Genomic DNA, 18,336 nt, shown 5'->3' on the forward strand with positions numbered 1-18,336 from the left:
TGGGTCAGCTACGGATGAGCTGACTGAACCACCGCCATCGGGAGCAAGTCGAATCGTCGCACCGCCCCTCCCACATTTGGTTTTCGGTGTGGCGACTAGAACGGCACATCCCCAAGAATCGTAGCCCGGTGCATCACCCGCCGCTGTGGCCGGTAGTCATCCACGGCGTAATGCTGGGTCACGCGGTTATCCCAGAACGCCACGTCATTCTCTTGCCAGCGCCAGCGGATGGTGAATTCCGGGCGGGTGGCGTGGGCGAACAGCAGCTTGAGAATGGCCTCGCTTTCGGCCGCTTCCAGTTCATTGATTCGGGTGGTGAAACCGTCGCTGACGAACAGCGATTTACGCCCACTTACCGGATGCGTGCGCACGACTGGGTGCGATAGCGGCGGGTTTTTCTTGCGAGTTGCCTCCCAGCGCACCAGGTCCTCGGCGGTGTTGCCAAAGCGCTCCAGCGGGAACGACTTGGTGAAGTCGTGTGTGGCGGTGAGGCCATCGAGCAAGCGCTTTAGCGGTTCAGACAGTGCTTCATAAGCCGCAATCCCACTGGCCCACAAGGTATCGCCCCCGAACGCCGGCAATAGCTTGGCGCTGAGCACCGCGCCGAGGGCCGGGGTTGGCAGGAAGGTTACGTCGGTGTGCCACACGGCATTGTCGCGCACGTCGGTGACGGCGGTGTCGAGGATCAGCACTTCGGGCTGTTCCGGCACGTTAGGGTAGATCGGATGAATGTGCAGGTCGCCGAAGTGCGCCGCGAACCGCGCTTGTTGCTGCGGGGTGATCACCTGGTCCCGGAAGAACAATACCGAGTGGTCGAGCAGCGCCTGCTCGATGGCACCGTGATGTGCCTCGCTTAGCGGCTGGGAGATGTCGACGCCACTGATCTGGGCGCCCAGGGCGGTACTTAATGGGGTAACGGTCAGGCTGCTCATTGTAGATTCTTCACTCAGTGTGCCTGGCCATGCCAGGGCACTAATTTACGCTGCAGGGCGCGCAGGCCCATTTCCATGGCGAAGGCGATCAGGGCGATCACCAGGATCCCCAGCACCACCACATCGGTGACCAGAAACTGCGCCGCCGACTGCACCATGAAACCCAGGCCGCTGGTGGCGGCAATCAACTCGGCGGCGACCAGGGTCGACCAGCCCACACCCAGGCCGATACGCACACCGGTGAGGATATCGGGCAGGGCGCTGGGCAGGATCACATGGCGAATCAGTTGCGCACGGGTGGCGCCCAACGACTGCGCAGCCCGCAGCTTGGCCGGGTCGACGGTGCGCACCCCGGTTGCGGTGGCGATGGCGATCGGGGCGAAAATCGCCAAGTAAATCAGCAGCACCTTGGACAGCTCGCCAATGCCGCACCAGATCACGATCAGCGGCAGGTAGGCCAGCGGCGGAATCGGCCGGTAGAACTCGATCAACGGATCGAAAATGCCTCGGGCAATGCGGTTGGCACCGATGGCAATCCCCACCGGCACGGCGGTCAGCACTGCAAAACCCAGGCCCAGGCCGATGCGGCTCAGGCTCGCGCCCAGGTGCTGCCACAAGGTGGAATCCATGTAGCCGGTGGTCGCCAGCAGCCAGCCTTTTTGCAACACGGCGGACGGTGGCGGCAGGAACAAAGGTTCGATCAAACCGGTGGCGGTCACCGCCCACCACAAGGCAAGCAGAGCGACCAGGGTCAGTACGCTGATCCAGCGTGTGCTCAGGCTGCGGCGTAACGGGATAACGGCGGGTGCCACCGGCTTGCTGGCGGTGGCGGGAAGTTCGTAGCTGCTCATGCGTACACCTGCCGTTGGGAGAACACTTTGCCCAGCACGTGCTCGCGGGTTTCGATAAAGCGCGGGTCGGACTTGATTGCGCGGGCTGATTCACCGGCGGCGTAACGTTGGCCGAAATCCAACTGCAGGCGTTCGACGATCTGGCCGGGGTTGGGCGCCAGCAGGATCAGGTCCGTGGCCAGGAACACCGCTTCTTCAATGTCATGGGTAATCAGGAACACCGGCTTGGCCGTGCGCCGCCACACTTGCAGCAGCAACTCCTGCATTTGTTCGCGGGTGAAGGCATCCAGCGCACCGAAGGGTTCGTCCATCAGTAATACGCGAGGGTCGGCCGCCAGGGCGCGGGCGAGGCCGACGCGTTGCTTCTGGCCGCCGGAGAGTTGCCAGATGCGCCGGCTGTCGAAACCGGCCAGGTCCACCAGAGCGAGCATTTCGCGGGCGCGTACTTCACGCTGCGCCTTGGGCACGCCGGCCAGTTCCAGGCCGAAGGCGACGTTGGCCAGCACGTCCTGCCAGGGCAGCAGGGCGTCGTCCTGGAACACCACACCGCGTTCGGCGCTGGGCCCTTTGACCGGCACACCGTCGAGGGTAATCCGCCCGGCAGAAGGCTCGACGAAACCGGCAATCAGGTTCAACAGCGAAGTCTTGCCACTGCCGGAGGGACCCAGGGCGACCAGCAATTGCTGGGGCCCAAGGTCCAGTGAAATATCGGACAGTACCGGTTCCGGGGCGCCTGGGTACTGTGCGCTGATGCGCTCCAGCTGTAGCAAGGCCATCGCGATGAACTCCTTGGATCAGTTAGAAATGAACTTGGCGCTGACGTAAGGGGCGTAGTCGGGCAGTACGGCATCGACCTTGCCTTGTTCCTTGAGGAACACAGCAGTGTCGGTGACTGCCTTGGTGGTCGGCGCGCCCAGCAGGGTCACCTGGTCAGCGGCCAGCGGGTAGACGTTGCCTTGCAGCAGCAAGGGAATATCGCTGACCTTGGCGCCGGAGAGTTTCACCAGCTTGTCGACGTTGCCGGTGTCGGCCAGCCAGGCTTGTGGGTCTTTACGGTAGGCGGCGTAGGCATCCAGGGTGACCTTGGCGAAGGCGGTGACGATGTCCGGGTGCTTCTCGGCAAAATCCTTGCGCACGATCCAGGCATCGAATGTTGGCGCGCCGAACTTGGCCAGTTCGCCGGAGGTGATCAGCACCTTGCCGTTTTCCTTGGCTACGCCCAGAGCCGGGTCCCACACGTAGGTGGCGTCGATATCACCGCGCTTCCACGCGGCGATGATGGCCGGAGGCGCCAGGTTGAGAATGGTGACTTTGGCCGGGTCGATGTTCCAGTGTTTCAGCGCGGCAAGCAGGCTGTAGTGGCCGGTGGAGACGAAGGGCACGGCGATCTTTTTGCCGACCAGGTCCTGCGGGCTGTTGATCCCCGATCCGTTGCGCGCCACCAGGGCTTCGGCCCCGCCGATCTGGGTGGCGACGAGGAAGGTTTCTACTGGGACTTTGCGGGTTACCGCGGCGGTCAGCGGGCTGGAACCGAGGTAGCCGATCTGCACGTCGCCGGAGGCAATGGCGGCGATGATGTCGGCGCCATTGTCGAATTTGCGCCAGTCGATTTTGGCGTTGGTAGCTTTTTCATAGGCCCCGTCAGCCTGGGCGACTTTGGCCGGGTCGACGGTGGTCTGGTAAGCGATAGTCACGTCCGCCGCCTGGGCAAACAGACTGGCACCGGCCAGGGACAACGCGGCCAGCAAGCGCAGAGGGGTCAGCAGTTTCAAGGGGAAGCTCCTCAATCAGGCGGCCGAGAGTCGGCGTGTGAGGAGACTAAATGATCTAATAACTCGAAAATAAATAACCTTTTCGAATTAGCTTATGAGTAGAAAGGTTGAAGCAAATCTTTGTACCGGTGATGACCAAATGTGGGAGGGGGCTTGCTCCCGATTGCTGAGCGTAAGCCACTGCATCGGTTAGCTGACCCACTGCTATCGGGAGCAAGCCCCCTCCCACATTGGAACTGAGTAGAGCTCCGGTTAGTTGCTGATGGCCAGGATGCTGGCCTGGTACGACCCGACAAACACATCGAAATCGCCCACCTCGTTCTGCTCAAGCTCCGCCTGTTGCGCCAGCGACACACGGGCCAATTCTTCAAAGTGCGCTTGTTCCTCAGGCGCCAAAGGCTCCTTGCGGAAGTATTCGGCATGTACTTCGCTTTGATGCAGAGAGAACTGCGCAAAGCTTTCCTTGCGTTCAGCCATGGCCGCCAACACCTGGGCCGACGGCGTCAGGGACGGGTCCTTGACCTTGGCCAGTTGGGCATCCAGCGCTTCACTGTGTTCGGTCATGCCCTGGCTCTCGTCGAGCAAGGCGGCCAACGGTGCAATCTTCTCCAGCAACTGCGCAGCCCATTCCTTCATGTCCACCGGCTGGCCGTCACGTTGCAATTGCAGGCCCGGACGCCGACCTTCCTTGACCACGCTGAGGAAGTTGGAGGTGGCGTTGCCGCACTCGTTGTTGGCGAACAGCGGGCTGTCGTTCAGCGCGCAATACAGCAGGAATGCGTCGAGGAATCGCGACTCCGGCAAGTCGATCCCCATCGGCAGGAACGGGTTGATATCCAGGCAGCGTACTTCGATGTACTGGATACCGCGGGCCATCAGCGCCTGGATCGGCCGCTCGCCGGTGTAGGTCACGCGCTTGGGACGGATGTTGGAGTAGTACTCGTTTTCGATCTGCAGGATGTTGGTGTTGAGCTGCACCCACTCGCCATCCTTGTGCGTGCCGACTTCAACATACGGCGCGTAGGGCGTTGCCACCGCTTCGCGCAGGCTGTCGGTGTAGCTGGCCAGGTCGTTGTAGCAAGGCGTCAGGCCAGCCTGGGCGTTGCTCTGGTAACCCAGGTCGCTCATGCGCAGGCTCGTGGCGTAGGGCAGGTACAGGGTGTCGGCATCCAGGACTTCAAGCTGGTGCGAGCGGCCGCGCAGGAAACCGGCGTCCAGGGCTGGCGAGGCACCAAAGAGGTACATCAACAGCCAGCTGTAGCGACGGAAATTACGGATCAGCGCGATATAGGCCGTGGACTGATAGTCACGGTCGGTACCGACAAAGCCTTCGGCTTCCTTGAGCAACGGCCACAGCTGTTCCGGCAGCGAGAAGTTGTAATGGATGCCGGCAATGCACTGCATGGTCTTGCCGTAGCGCAGGGCCAGGCCCTTGCGGTACACATACTTGAGCTGGCCGATATTGGAGGTGCCGTAGTAGGCGATCGGAATATCTTCCTCGGCCGGTAACGGGCACGGCATCGAGGGGCTCCACAGGTATTCGCTGCCCAGCTTGGAGTAGGCAAAGCGATGGATCTTGTCCAGGCTGCCCAGGGTCTCGGCCGGGTTGGGCAGGGCTGGGGTGATGAACTCCAGCAGCGATTCCGAATAGTCAGTGGTGATCTGTTCGTTGGTCAACGCAGCGCCCAGGGCTTCAGGGTGCGGCGTTTGCGCCAGGCGACCCTCGCTGGTGACGCGCAGGCATTCGCGCTCGATGCCGTGCAAGCACTGCTCTAGCAGGGAGAGGTGTTCGCGCTTGCCGAGCAGGGCCAGGCGGCGGTTGAGAAGTTCGCTCAAGTTGGATTCCTTCACGCGTCAGTCGCCCCAATATGGGGGTGGGCAGGACGGTCTACAAGGGTGAAGTGGAAACTGGCGTGATCGCCTGGTTCTGAGTCGATTTGACCCGCTCTGAAAATGCCGACTTCACTCCATGAATTGGGCTACAGCGCAGCGAGAAAATTCCGACGCTGTTATCGCAGCGCCGAAATTAACTCAAATCGAGGGTAGGGAGCTATAGGACAGCGAACGTGCCCTGCGCTTTTGCGACAAGTCTTTCGCCCTGGTACACGTCGGCTTCGACCACCAACGTGCGCCGGCCGGCGTGAATTACCCGGCTGGTGCACAGCACGTCACCGTCTTCGACGGCGCGAATATAATTGATCTTGCATTCGATGGTGGCGCTCTGCTGGTCGAAACCATGGGCGCTGGAACAGGCCAGGCCCATCGTGATGTCCACCAGGCTGAAAATCGCCCCGCCATGGAGCTTGCCTGCACGGTTGCGCAGGTGCGGCTCCAGGGTCAGGGCCACCTCGGCAACGCCTTCATCCAGGCGTTGCAGGCGGCAGCCGATCAGCTCGCTGAACGCGCTCTGGGTCAAACCCGCCGGGATTTCCATCAACGCTTCTTCAACTGTTTGGCATTGGCGAACAGCGATGCCATGGCGTTGTTGCTCGGCGCGGCAGTCGTAGCGTCCTTGCGCGGCGCGTTGTTCTGCGACTGGCGCGGTGCCGAACCTGGGCGAGCGCCACGAGCACCGTCGATCTTCTCGCCCGGGGTATCGCTCATGCGCATCGACAGGCCCACGCGTTTACGCGGGATATCGACTTCCATGACCTTGACCTTGACCACGTCACCGGCTTTGACCGCTTCACGCGGGTCCTTGATGAACTTCTCCGAAAGCGCGGAGATATGCACCAAACCGTCCTGATGCACGCCAATATCCACGAAGGCGCCAAAGTTGGTCACGTTGGTCACCACGCCTTCGAGGATCATGCCCGGTTGCAGGTCCTTGAGGTCTTCGACGCCGTCCTGGAACTCGGCGGTCTTGAACTCGGGACGTGGGTCGCGGCCAGGTTTTTCCAGCTCTTGCAGGATGTCGGTGATGGTCGGCACACCGAAGGTTTCGTCGGTGTACTTCTTTGGATCCAGACGCTTGAGGAAGGCGGCGTCGCCGATCAGCGAGCGGATATCACGGTCGGTCTCGGCGGCAATGCGTTGCACCAGCGGGTAGGCTTCCGGGTGAACCGCCGAGGCGTCGAGCGGGTTATCGCCATTCATCACGCGTAGGAAGCCGGCCGCTTGTTCAAAGGTTTTTTCACCCAAGCGTGCGACTTTTTTCAGCGCAGCACGGGTTTTGAACGCACCATTTTCGTCGCGATGGCTGACGATGTTCTGCGCCAGGGTCGCGTTGAGGCCCGAGATTCGCGCCAGCAGCGCTACTGAAGCGGTGTTCACGTCTACGCCCACGGCGTTTACGCAGTCTTCCACCACCGCATCCAGGCCGCGTGCCAGTTTAAGCTGCGACACGTCGTGCTGGTACTGGCCGACGCCGATGGATTTGGGGTCGATCTTCACCAACTCGGCCAGCGGGTCTTGCAGGCGACGGGCGATGGAGACGGCGCCACGGATCGACACGTCGAGGTCCGGGAACTCCTTGGACGCCAGCTCCGAAGCCGAGTACACCGAAGCACCCGCCTCGGAGACCATGACCTTGGTCATCTTCATGGCCGGGTATTTTTTGATCAGCTCAGCGGCCAGCTTATCGGTTTCGCGGCTGGCAGTGCCGTTGCCGATGGCGATCAGATCTACCGCGTGCTTGGCGCACAGGGCGGCAAGGATCGCCAGGGTCTGGTCCCACTTGTTGTGCGGAACGTGCGGGTACACGGTGGCGTGGTCCAGCAGCTTGCCGGTGGCATCGACCACAGCGACCTTGCAACCGGTGCGCAGGCCCGGGTCGAGGCCCAGGGTGGCACGCGGGCCGGCCGGTGCGGCCAGCAGCAGGTCGTGCAGGTTGTGGGCGAACACGTTGATCGCCTCGGTTTCGGCGCCGTCGCGCAACTCGCCCAGCAGGTCGGTTTCCAGGTGGGTGTAGAGCTTGACCTTCCAGGTCCAGCGCACGACTTCACCGAGCCACTTGTCCGCAGGGCGATTCTGGTTCTGGATGCCGAATTGTTGACCGATCATGCCTTCGCACGGGTGCATGGTGCCTGGCAGTTCGTCACCGACTTTCAGCGCGGAGCTGAGAATGCCTTCGTTGCGGCCGCGGAAAATCGCCAGGGCGCGGTGGGACGGCATGCTTTTGAGCGGCTCGTCGTGTTCGAAGTAGTCGCGGAATTTGGCGCCTTCCTCCTCTTTGCCGGCGATGACGCGGGCGCTGAGGATGGCTTCCTGCTTCAAGTAGGTACGCAGTTTTTCCAGGAGGCTGGCGTTTTCGGCGAAGCGCTCCATCAGGATGTACTTGGCGCCTTCGAGGGCAGCCTTGACGTCGGCGACGCCTTTTTCCGCGTCGATGAAGCGAGCGGCTTCGGTTTCCGGCGTCAACGATGGGTCGTTGAACAGGCCATCGGCCAAATCGCCCAGGCCGGCTTCCAGAGCGATCTGGCCCTTTGTACGACGTTTCTGTTTGTATGGCAGGTAAAGGTCTTCGAGGCGGGTCTTGGTGTCCGCGAGTTTGATGTCGCGCTCCAGTTGAGGGGTCAACTTGCCCTGTTCCTCAATGCTGGCGAGGATGCTGATACGCCGTTCGTCGAGTTCTCGCAGGTAGCGCAGGCGCTCTTCCAGGTGACGCAGTTGGGTGTCGTCGAGGCTGCCGGTCACTTCTTTTCGGTAACGGGCGATGAAAGGCACCGTGGAGCCTTCATCCAGTAGAGCGACGGCCGCTTCGACCTGTTGTGGGCGTACACCGAGTTCCTCGGCGATGCGGCTGTTGATGCTGTCCATAAAACCACCTGAAATTCTTAAAATCAGCGCGCCGGCCCGTAAAAACAAGGCCCGGCGAGGCTGGTTGAGCGGCCCGACTGGCGCCGCTGCCTGGGTCAAGAGGCTGCCTATTGACCCTCGAAATCGAAAAATTCACGACAAGCGGGTAAAAAAAGCCCGGCAGCAAACGGTAACGATCTGACGTTGCCCTGCACGGAGGCGCCGCATTATAACCAGCGTTCTGCTATTGGGGGGTACTGCGCCGGAGGTTGTAGGGCGTGGGTTCGCTGGCAGTAGATGAAAAATCTGCTAACAATGCACACGGTGCGTATAACGGCAGCTACGCCATAATGCGCGCCGAGATAAGAGGAGCATCCAATGAGCAGCACCGCACAAACTGCTGAAGGCGAAAAAATTCTCATCGTTGATGACGATCCGGGGCTGAGCAGCCTGCTGGAGCGTTTTTTCAACTCCAAGGGCTACCGTGCCCGCGCGGTGCCGAACACCGAGCAAATGGACCGCCTGTTGGGGCGTGAAGTGTTCAACCTGGTCGTGCTCGATCTGATGCTGCCCGGCGAAGACGGCCTTACCGCCTGCAAGCGCCTGCGTGGTGCCAACAACCAGATTCCAATCATCATGCTCACCGCCAAGGGCGATGAGTTGAGCCGCATCAAGGGCCTTGAACTGGGCGCTGATGACTACCTGGCCAAGCCGTTCAACCCTGATGAGCTGATGGCGCGGGTCAAGGCCGTATTGCGTCGCCAGGCACCGGCCGTGCCGGGCGCACCGGGCAGCGAAGACGAAAGCGTCACCTTTGGCGACTACGAACTGTCGTTGGCCACCCGTGAGCTCAAGCGTGGCGAAGAAGTGCACATGCTTACCACCGGCGAGTTTGCGGTGCTCAAGGCTCTGGTGATGAACGCCCGTCAGCCGCTGACCCGTGACAAGCTGATGAACCTGGCCCGTGGCCGTGAATGGGACGCCCTGGAGCGCTCCATCGACGTGCAGATTTCCCGACTGCGCCGGATGATTGAGCCGGACCCCTCCAAGCCGCGGTATATCCAGACGGTGTGGGGCGTGGGTTATGTGTTTGTGCCGGATGGTACCGCAACCAAGTGACCGATGATTTGCAGGGGCGGGTATCCGGCGTTTGACTCCATAAGAGTCGACGGGATGCCCGGCGTCTGCAATTCTGCGAGCACCGCTCGTTCCTGCAAGGTGTGCAGCTTTCATCTATGAAAACCCCGCTGTGGTTCCCACAAAGTTTCTTCTCTCGCACCCTTTGGCTGGTGCTTATTGTCGTTCTGTTTTCCAAGGCGCTCACGCTGGTTTATCTGTTGATGAACGAAGACGTGCTGGTGGATCGGCAGTACAGCCACGGTGTGGCCCTGACGTTGCGGGGCTATTGGGCCGTAGACCCTGAGAACCGAGAAAAGGTGGCCAAGGCGTCGACCTTGACTCGGGTTGATGGGGCCGGCGTGCCTGAAGGCGAGCAGCATTGGCCTTACAGCGAGATCTATCAGCGCCAGATGCAGGCCGAACTGGGCGCCGACACCGAGGTGAGGCTGCGCATGCATGTTTCACCGGCGTTATGGGTGCGGGCACCTAGCCTGGGCGATGCCTGGATCAAGGTGCCGCTTTATCCGCACCCGCTGCGCGGGCAGAAAATCTGGAACGTGCTGGGCTGGTTCCTGGCCATCGGCTTGCTTTCAACGGCCTCCGCGTGGATCTTCGTCCGTCAGCTCAACCAACCACTCAAGCGCCTGGTATTTGCCGCTCGCCAATTGGGCCAGGGGCGCAGTGTGCGCCTGCCGGTCAGCGACACGCCCAGTGAGATGACCGAGGTGTACGGCGCGTTCAACCAGATGGCGGAAGACGTCGAGCAGGCCGGGCGCGAGCGCGAGCTGATGCTGGCAGGTGTGTCCCATGACTTGCGCACACCGTTGACGCGATTGCGCCTGTCCCTGGAGCTGATGGGGGACCATACCGACCTCACCGATGACATGGTGCGCGATATCGAGGACATGGACGCTATCCTGGACCAGTTCCTGGCCTTCATCCGCGACGGGCGTGATGAAGTGGTTGAGGAGGTGGACCTCACGGACCTCGTGCGTGAGGTGGTTGCGCCCTATAACCAGAACGGTGAGCAGGTGCGCATGCGCCTGGAGCCGATCCAGCCGTTTGCATTGCGCCGGGTCTCGATGAAGCGCCTGCTGAACAACCTGATCGGCAACGCCTTGCATCATGCCGGTTCCGATGTGGAGGTGGCGGCGTATGTCTCCGGTGACAGTGCCGCGCCTTACGTGGTGCTGAGCGTGATGGACCGTGGCACGGGGATCGACCCTGCCGAGCTTGAGGGTATCTTCAACCCGTTCACCCGTGGCGACCGAGCCCGAGGTGGCAAAGGCACCGGGTTGGGGTTGGCGATCGTGCGGCGAATCGCCTCGATGCATGGCGGCAATGTCGAACTTCGCAACCGTGAAGAAGGCGGGTTGGAGGCGCGGGTGCGCTTGCCGCTTGGGCTGATGCTGCCTAGAGATGCGGTCTGACAAACAACAAATATCAAAAATGTGAGAGGGGGCTTGCTCCCGATGGCGGTCTTTCAGTCAAGAAGTGCAGTGACTGTGACACCGCTATCGGGAGCAAGCCCCCTCCCACATTGGTTTCATGTCGGGATTAAAATAGGCTTTTAGCCTTTGCCCTTGGTCCGAGTCATATTCGGCCCACCATTCTTCTCCAAGTGCTGAATGATGATCCCCGCCACGTCCTTGCCGGTGGTGGTCTCGATCCCTTCCAGGCCCGGCGATGAGTTCACTTCCATCACCAGCGGCCCATGATTGGAGCGCAGGATATCCACGCCTGCCACGCTCAAGCCCATCACCTTGGCTGCCCGCAGTGCGGTCATGCGTTCTTCCGGTGTGATCTTGATCAGGCTGGCGCTGCCGCCACGGTGCAGATTGGAGCGGAACTCACCGGGCTTGGCCTGGCGCTTCATCGCCGCGATCACTTTGTCGCCCACCACGAAGCAGCGAATGTCCGCGCCGCCGGCTTCCTTGATGTACTCCTGCACCATGATGTTCTGCTTGAGGCCCATGAACGCCTCGATCACCGATTCAGCTGCCGTCGCCGTTTCACACAGCACCACACCGATGCCTTGGGTGCCTTCCAGTACCTTGATCACCAGCGGTGCACCATTGACCATCTCGATCAGGTCAGGGATGTCATCCGGGGAGTGGGCAAAGCCGGTGACCGGCAAGCCGATACCCCGGCGTGACAGCAACTGCAGCGAACGCAGTTTGTCCCGCGAGCGGGCAATGGCCACGGACTCGTTGAGAGGAAACACCCCCATCATTTCAAACTGACGCAACACCGCGCAGCCATAAAACGTCACCGAAGCGCCGATACGCGGGATCACCGCATCAAAGCCTTCCAGGGGTTTGCCCCGGTAGTGGATCTGCGGCTTGTGGCTGGCAATGTTCATGTAGGCACGTAACGTGTCGATCACCACCATTTCATGGCCACGTTCAGTGCCGGCCTCGACCAGGCGGCGGGTGGAATACAGACGCGGGTTTCGCGACAGCACAGCAATCTTCATGCAGCACCTGGGGCAGAAATAGTGGAGACCGGGAACACCGGCTTGTCTTGAACGTACTTGACGCCTGGATTGACGATCAACTGGCCGTCAATCAACGCCTTGGAGCCCAGTAACAGGCGGTAACGCATGGCTTTGCGACAGGCGAGGGTGAATTCCACCCGCCATACCCGGTCACCCAGCGCCAGGGTGGTGCTGATCACGTAGCGCACCTGCGCATGGCCGTTGGAGCTCTTGATGGTTTTCATCGTCACCAGGGGCGCTTCGCAGCGACGGTGGCGCAGTTGCACCACGCTGCCCAGGTGCGCGGTAAAGCGCACCCACTTTTCACCGTCGCGCTCAAACGGCTCGATATCGGTGGCATGCAGGCTTGAGGTGCTGGCACCGGTGTCGATCTTCGCGCGCAGGCCCGCCACTCCCAGGTCGGGAAGTGCCACCCATTCACGCAGACCCACAACGGTCAAATGGTCAAATGTCTTCAATATGGGTACCGGTCAATTTGCCCAGGCTTGAGGAGAAACCTTGGCCAGGGCATTGAATGCAGGTTTGGCGAACCAAAAACCCTGCATCAGAAATATTCCACAGTCGGAGAGGAAATCCCGCTCGCCAGCACTTTCGATGCCTTCGGCGATGACAGTAACTCCCAACTGCTCACAGATTGTGACAATCCCCCGGACGATCACCTGACGGACACGGTCTTGATCGACATCGCGAATCAACGCCATGTCGAGTTTGATCAGGTCGGGTTGGAAATCGGCCAGCAGGTTCAGCCCCGAATAGCCCGCACCGAAGTCGTCGATGGCGGTCTTGAAGCCGAATTCGCGATATTCACGCAGAATATTCGTCAAATGGCGATAGTTATCTACATGCTCGCTTTCCAGTGTCTCGAAAATCAGCCGGTCCAGCGGGAAATTGTGCGCCCGGGCGGCCTCCAGGGTGCTGCGAATACACAGTTCCGGACGGTATACGGCATTGGGCATGAAATTGATGGAAAGGTGAGTCTGCATGCCCAGCGCTGCGGCACCGGCAATGGCCTTGGTTCGGCAGCGCTGGTCGAAGCGGTAGCGATTGGTTTCGTTGACCTGGGCCAGCACCGAGAGCGCGCCTTCTCCGTGGGTACCGCGCACCAAGGCTTCGTTGGCGAATATCGAGTGGTCACGCAGGTCTACGATAGGCTGGTAGGCGAACGCAAAGTCGAACCCCAGAGGCTCGCTTTGCTGGCAACCCACGCACCGCTGGTTGGGCGAGGTGAGTGAAAGGGGGAAGTCGGTCACAGCGTATCCTCGCGAAAACAGGGTGCTACCTGGCGTATCTTAGGTGAGCCTTGGGGTTTATGCGTCGAAGGGTTTCAACGGTAAGGTTGCGACATTTTTCAGAGCGAGGAATTCAAGTGGGTCAAAAACAGGAAGAGGAAGAAAAGGTCCGACTGGACAAGTGGTTGTGGGCCGCGCGGTTCTACAAAACCCGTGCCCTGGCCAAGGCCGCAATCGAAAGCGGGAAGGTTCATCATCGCGGCGAGCGCTGCAAGCCGGGCAAAGAGCCACGTATCGGCGATGAGTTTCAGATTCGTACAGGGTTTGATGAAAAGACCGTCGTGGTGCAGGCGCTTTCTGTCGTGCGCCGTGGGGCACCCGAAGCGCAGGCGCTGTACACCGAGACCGAAGCGAGTATCGCCAAGCGCGAAAACGCAGCGGCCATGCGCAAGGCTGGAGCGACTGGAATGACCACCGATGGCAAGCCAAGCAAGAAGCAGCGCCGCGATCTATTCAAGTTCCGCGGCAGCGGCAACGACGATTGATTACGAATCTCCTGCCGGCAGCAGATCAAAATGTGGGAGGGGGCTTGCTCCCGATAGCAGAGTGTCAGCCAATACACTTGTGACTGAGCCACTGCAAATCGGGAGCAAGCCCCCTCCCACATTTAACCCGCGCATTTAAGGAGCGGTGCGTATGACGCTCAATCGCCCGATCACCGGCAGTTTTCCAAGCAACCCGAACACCGGCGCGGTTACCCGCAACAGGAACCCCGACACCCTCGCCGCAAACGGCGTGTAATACCCCCACCCCAGCGCCAACAGCGCCAGCAGTACGCCACCTATGTAATCGTCCTGACCCCAGTGCGCGCCCGCAACCAGGCGCGGCATCATGAACAGCAGCGCCAGGCCCCAGATCACCAGCACCTGGCCGATGCGCTTGGCAAATACGGTCATGAACATCCCCCAGATCAACAGCACCGACGCATGGTCGCCCGGGAAGCTCTGGCTGGAACGGTCCTTCAACTCCCAGGTTTTCTCCAGTCCCGGGAAAAAATCACTCATCTGAATCGCGCCGCTGATCACCATGGACGGGCTGCTGTGCTGCCAGCCCATATGCGCCGCGAGTTTGGAGAACAACATGCGAATAAACAGCAACAGCAGCAGAATGCCGAGAAAACCAAAAAACGCCTGGCGCACCTGCACGGCCTTGAACACCCAGTCGCCGCGGATCAGCAGCGTCAGCAAAATAACGCCGACCACTGCATCAAACGGCCGCAGACTGGCCACGGCCCACACATGCAGCCAAGTCGAATTGGTGGCCAGCGGGCCATTGAGCAGATGAAACAGCCACTCGTCGAAAATCACACACAGCATCTGGCCCGTGGGCCACAGCCAAAAACACAGCAGTCCGATAGCGAGTAGATTGCAAAGAGCCCATCGCCGGAGGTTCCAGTTGGCTTGGAACAAACCCGGATTGTTCATAAACTGTCCCTCATCGCTCTATTCAGCTCCTTGAATTCAGGAGAAGTCGCACCAAGATGGTGCTAAAGCGTTTAATTTTATAAACCTTGTAATCATTTTGTCATCACTTCAGATACCCAGACCTATGACTGATCTACCGGATACCGACTTCACCCAACGCTTCATCTTCGATGAGAGCGATGCCCGCGGCGAGATGGTGTCGTTGGAGCTCAGCTATGCCGAAGTCCTTGCCAAGCACGCCTATCCGGAGCCGGTCGCGCAATTGCTCGGCGAGCTGATGGCCGCCGCGGCGCTGCTGGTTGGCACCATGAAGTTCGACGGGTTGCTGATCTTGCAGGCCCGTTCCGAAGGGCCGGTGCCCATGTTGATGATCGAGTGCTCCAGCGAGCGCGAAATCCGTGGCCTGGCCCGTTATGAAGCCGACCAGATCGCCGCGGACGCCACCCTGGCCGACCTGATGCCCAATGGCGTCCTGGCACTCACCGTCGACCCGACCGAAGGCCAACGCTACCAGGGCATTGTCGACCTCGATGGCCAAACCCTGTCGGAGTGCTTCACCAACTACTTCGTAATGTCCCAGCAGGTGGGCACCAAGTTCTGGCTTAACGCCGACGGCAAACGTGCCCGTGGTTTGCTGGTGCAACAATTGCCGGCCGACCGCATCAAGGATGAGGATGATCGTGCCGAAAGCTGGCGGCATATCATCGCCTTGGCTGATACGTTGAAGGCCGAAGAACTGCTGGGCCTGGACAACGAAACCATCCTGCACCGCCTTTACCATGAAGAGGCTGTGCGGTTGTTTGACTCGCAAGCCTTGCACTTTCATTGCAGCTGTTCGCGCGAGCGTTCAGGCAACGCCTTGGTCAGCCTGGGCCTGGAAGATGCGCAAAATCTGGTGGTGGAACACGGCGGCCATATCGAGATCGATTGCCAGTTCTGCAACCAGCGCTACCTGTTCGATGCCGCTGATGTAGCCCAATTGTTCGCCGGAGCGGGCATCGACACCCCTTCCGACACCCGCCACTAAAACGTTTAAGCACAGGTAAATCACCTGACAAACGCCGGATTAGAGGTGTTCTGACGGGAGGGCCCTACTCTTTTTGGGCTTTTCTGGCATAATCCGGCCCACTTTTTTCGCGGTAGTAGTGCGCAACTTTCTACTACAAAACGTTTGGAGCACTCGGCCATAGGCCGACGGGGAACCTCATGACGCAAGCCAATAACGCCGTATACACCGATCTGAGTGTTGACGATCTGGTCAAAGAAGCCCTGCAGCGCGGTGAAGGCGTGCTTGCCGATACTGGTGCGCTGGTTGTCGAAACCGGTCACCGCACCGGTCGTTCGCCGGTCGACCGTTTTATCGTTGAAGAGCCTTCCACCCAGGACGCCATTGCCTGGGGCCCGATCAACCGCAAGTTCCCGGCCGACAAGTTCGATGCCCTGTGGGCTCGCGTCGAGGCGTTCAACAACGCGCAAGAGCATTTCGTTTCCCATGTTCACGTAGGGGCCGCAGAAGACCACTACCTGGCCGTGAAAATGACCACCCAGACTGCCTGGCAGAACCTGTTCGGTCGTTGCCTGTTCATCAACCCGGCCCAGTACAACCCGGCCGGTCGTGAAGAGTGGCAAGTGCTCAACGTGGCCAACTTCGAGTGTGTGCCAGAGCGCGACGGCACCAACTCCGACGGTTGCGTGATCCTCAACTTCGCACAGAAAAAAGTGCTGATCGCCGGTATGCGTTACGCCGGTGAAATGAAAAAAGCCATGTTCTCGGTGCAGAACTTCCTGCTGCCGGCCGCCGACGTACTGCCGATGCACTGCGCCGCCAACATTGGCGAAGCAGGCGACGTGACCCTGTTCTTCGGCCTGTCCGGCACCGGCAAGACCACCCTGTCCGCCGACGAAAGCCGTTACCTGATCGGTGACGACGAACACGGCTGGGGCGAAGGCGTAGTGTTCAACATCGAAGGCGGTTGCTATGCCAAGTGCATCGACCTGTCCGAGAAGAACGAGCCGGTTATCTGGAAAGCCATCAAGCACGGCGCCGTGCTGGAAAACGTCGTGATCGACGAGGCCAAGCACGCCGACTACGCTGATGTCAGCCTGACCCAGAACAGCCGTGCCGCCTACCCGCTGGAGCACGTTGCCAAGCGTTCCGAGAAGAACCTGGGCGGCGAGCCAAACGCAGTGATCTTCCTGACCTGCGACCTGACCGGCGTACTGCCGCCAGTGTCGATCCTCAGCGAAGAACAAGCGGCCTACCACTTCCTGTCCGGCTACACCGCGTTGGTGGGCTCGACTGAAATGGGTTCCGGCAGCGGTATCAAGTCGACCTTCTCCACCTGCTTCGGCGCGCCGTTCTTCCCGCGTCCGGCCGGCGAATACGCTGAGCTTTTGATCAAGCGCATCCGTGGTTTCGGCTCCAAGGTCTACCTGGTCAACACCGGCTGGACCGGTGGCGGCTACGGCGTTGGCAAGCGCTTCAACATCCCGACTACTCGCGGCGTGATCGCCGCGATCCAGAGCGGCGCGTTGATCGGTGCGCAAACTGAACACCTCGACACCATCAACCTCGACGTGCCATTGGCCGTACCGGGCGTTGAGACCGGCCTGCTGAACCCACGTAACACCTGGGCTGACAAAGCCGCCTACGACGAAGCTGCGAAAGCGCTGGCGGGCCTGTTCATCGAGAACTTCAAGAAGTTTGAAGTGAGCGATGCGATCAAGGCTGCGGGTCCTAAGTTGTAAGACTCAGCTGTTGTGAAAAAGCCGCCTTTTGCAGGCGGCTTTTTTGTGCGCGCAGGGTTAGTGGGCGATGTGCAGCAGCACCGCGCCGACCAGCACCAGCACAACCCCGAGCACCTGTACTGCCGACAAGCGCTCATTGAAAAACACAAACCCCAGGATCGCCGCAATCCCTCCAGAGAGCGTACTGATCACCGTTACCACCGAAACCGAGCCGGCCATCGCGCCCCACGAAAACGCCGAGAACCCGCCGAGGTTCATCAGGCTCGCACCGGTCAACGTCGCGCAATTTTTCAGCGGTGGGATCTTCAGGCCGTCCTTGATCTTCAGTACCATCACCACCAGCACGCACAGGCCCACCAGGTACCCCAACCACAACATGGTGATCGGCCCCAGTGCCGGTAGTGTGTAGCGACCTTGCAGCCAGAAACTGGTGCCGTACAGCGTTGCTGCGAGCATGGCGTATGCGATGGACAGGCGCGGGTTGTTGTGGGGCGTACCGTTGTCCTTGTGGATGCTGGAGAGGATCACTCCGAGTACGCACAGCGCGATGCAGCCGAGTTGGACCAGGCTGATATGTTCACCGCTGGCCCAGGACAACAGGGTGGTTACTACACCATAAGAAGTGACCAATGGCGCGACGATGGCGGCTTTGCCCAAGGCGAATGCCTTGGACAGTGCGAGGGCGCCAGAGACGGTCAGCAGGGCCGCTGCGATGCCCAGGAGCCAGACGCTCAACGGCGCATCGAGGGATTTGAAAAGGTAGGTCGGGAATATGACCAGCAGCAACGTCATGATCAGAAAGCCGACGGCCTGGCCAAAATACACCGCGCGTTTAACGCCAACGGCGCGGGCATTGAGGCCCACGAGAAAGTCCGTGCCACCCCAGAGCAGGGCGGCCAGCAGGCCCATTAGTACGTCCATGTAAGGTCCTTGTTATGCATACCGCTCGCCAGATTAACGCAGAACC

General features: G+C 60.4%; 17 protein-coding genes. 5 read left to right on the forward strand and 12 right to left on the reverse strand.

The genetic code is table 11. The annotated features are described in order from the left end of the window. Positions 1-95: 95 nt before the first annotated feature. The 7 genes from tauD to FW800_RS21015 form a co-directional block, all read right to left on the reverse strand. Entirely contained in the window at positions 96-932 is an 837-nt protein-coding gene (gene tauD / locus FW800_RS20985) for a taurine dioxygenase (protein WP_223018004.1), read from the reverse strand. A 14-nt stretch (positions 933-946) separates the two neighbouring features. Next, positions 947-1,783 carry a taurine ABC transporter permease TauC gene (gene tauC / locus FW800_RS20990; RefSeq protein ID WP_078820031.1) on the reverse strand — a complete coding sequence of 279 codons (837 nt, stop codon included), beginning with the start codon at positions 1,781-1,783 and terminating at the stop codon, positions 947-949. Continuing rightward, positions 1,780-2,559, reverse strand: a complete 780-nt coding sequence (gene tauB / locus FW800_RS20995; protein WP_032878412.1) for a taurine ABC transporter ATP-binding subunit — start codon at positions 2,557-2,559, stop codon at positions 1,780-1,782. The genes tauC and tauB overlap by 4 nt, the downstream gene beginning before the upstream one ends. An 18-nt stretch (positions 2,560-2,577) precedes the next feature. Beyond that, positions 2,578-3,555: a taurine ABC transporter substrate-binding protein gene (tauA, locus tag FW800_RS21000; RefSeq protein WP_446438385.1), complete on the reverse strand. Its 978-nt coding sequence runs from the start codon at positions 3,553-3,555 to the stop codon at positions 2,578-2,580. Between the two features lie 252 nt (positions 3,556-3,807). Next, positions 3,808-5,391 (reverse strand): glutamate--cysteine ligase, encoded by a 1,584-nt coding sequence (gshA, locus tag FW800_RS21005; protein WP_248128497.1) that lies wholly within the window; start codon positions 5,389-5,391, stop codon positions 3,808-3,810. Between the two features lie 214 nt (positions 5,392-5,605). Next, the gene (locus FW800_RS21010; protein WP_050549370.1) at positions 5,606-5,989 is read right to left on the reverse strand and encodes a PaaI family thioesterase; all 384 of its coding nucleotides are present in this window, start codon (positions 5,987-5,989) and stop codon (positions 5,606-5,608) included. Further along, positions 5,989-8,313 (reverse strand): Tex family protein, encoded by a 2,325-nt coding sequence (locus FW800_RS21015; RefSeq protein ID WP_032878409.1) that lies wholly within the window; start codon positions 8,311-8,313, stop codon positions 5,989-5,991. The genes FW800_RS21010 and FW800_RS21015 overlap by 1 nt, the downstream gene beginning before the upstream one ends. A gap of 357 nt (positions 8,314-8,670) precedes the next feature. Between FW800_RS21015 and ompR the strand changes: the two genes are divergently transcribed. Both ompR and FW800_RS21025 read left to right on the forward strand, forming a co-directional pair. Continuing rightward, positions 8,671-9,411, forward strand: coding sequence for an osmolarity response regulator transcription factor OmpR (gene ompR, locus FW800_RS21020; protein WP_003187669.1), 741 nt, complete (start codon positions 8,671-8,673; stop codon positions 9,409-9,411). A 116-nt stretch (positions 9,412-9,527) separates the two neighbouring features. Then, entirely contained in the window at positions 9,528-10,841 is a 1,314-nt protein-coding gene (locus FW800_RS21025) for an ATP-binding protein (RefSeq protein ID WP_005783812.1), read from the forward strand. Between the two features lie 140 nt (positions 10,842-10,981). Here the strand turns inward: FW800_RS21025 and rimK are convergent, their stop codons facing one another. The 3 genes from rimK to rimA are packed head-to-tail and all read right to left on the reverse strand — an operon-like array spanning position 10,982 to position 13,158. Then, on the reverse strand, positions 10,982-11,887 hold the full coding sequence (rimK, locus tag FW800_RS21030; protein ID WP_003187674.1) for a 30S ribosomal protein S6--L-glutamate ligase: 906 nt from the start codon (positions 11,885-11,887) through the stop codon (positions 10,982-10,984). Then, the gene (rimB, locus tag FW800_RS21035) at positions 11,884-12,366 is read right to left on the reverse strand and encodes a retropepsin-like aspartic endopeptidase RimB (protein ID WP_446438386.1); all 483 of its coding nucleotides are present in this window, start codon (positions 12,364-12,366) and stop codon (positions 11,884-11,886) included. The genes rimK and rimB overlap by 4 nt, the downstream gene beginning before the upstream one ends. 12 nt (positions 12,367-12,378) lie before the next feature. Then, positions 12,379-13,158 (reverse strand): S6 modification regulatory phosphodiesterase RimA, encoded by a 780-nt coding sequence (gene rimA / locus FW800_RS21040; RefSeq protein ID WP_446438387.1) that lies wholly within the window; start codon positions 13,156-13,158, stop codon positions 12,379-12,381. A 116-nt stretch (positions 13,159-13,274) separates the two neighbouring features. Between rimA and FW800_RS21045 the strand changes: the two genes are divergently transcribed. Further along, the gene (locus tag FW800_RS21045) at positions 13,275-13,682 is read left to right on the forward strand and encodes an RNA-binding S4 domain-containing protein (protein WP_005783819.1); all 408 of its coding nucleotides are present in this window, start codon (positions 13,275-13,277) and stop codon (positions 13,680-13,682) included. Between the two features lie 135 nt (positions 13,683-13,817). On the opposite strand, the gene FW800_RS21050 is transcribed toward FW800_RS21045, so the two are convergent. Further along, positions 13,818-14,621 (reverse strand): phosphatase PAP2 family protein, encoded by an 804-nt coding sequence (locus FW800_RS21050; RefSeq protein ID WP_148853146.1) that lies wholly within the window; start codon positions 14,619-14,621, stop codon positions 13,818-13,820. Positions 14,622-14,745: 124 nt separating this feature from the next. Between FW800_RS21050 and hslO the strand changes: the two genes are divergently transcribed. After that, positions 14,746-15,648 carry an Hsp33 family molecular chaperone HslO gene (hslO, locus tag FW800_RS21055; protein WP_005783822.1) on the forward strand — a complete coding sequence of 301 codons (903 nt, stop codon included), beginning with the start codon at positions 14,746-14,748 and terminating at the stop codon, positions 15,646-15,648. Positions 15,649-15,827: 179 nt separating this feature from the next. Next, a complete protein-coding gene (locus FW800_RS21060) occupies positions 15,828-17,369 on the forward strand; it encodes a phosphoenolpyruvate carboxykinase (protein ID WP_005783824.1) in 1,542 nt (513 codons plus the stop codon). A 57-nt stretch (positions 17,370-17,426) separates the two neighbouring features. Here FW800_RS21060 and FW800_RS21065 read toward each other — a convergent pair whose 3' ends face one another. Beyond that, complete coding sequence (locus FW800_RS21065; RefSeq protein WP_446438388.1) at positions 17,427-18,290, reverse strand: EamA family transporter; 864 nt, start codon at positions 18,288-18,290, stop codon at positions 17,427-17,429. Positions 18,291-18,336 lie beyond the last annotated feature (46 nt).

It is taken from the genome of Pseudomonas sp. 910_23 (genome assembly GCF_052850795.1).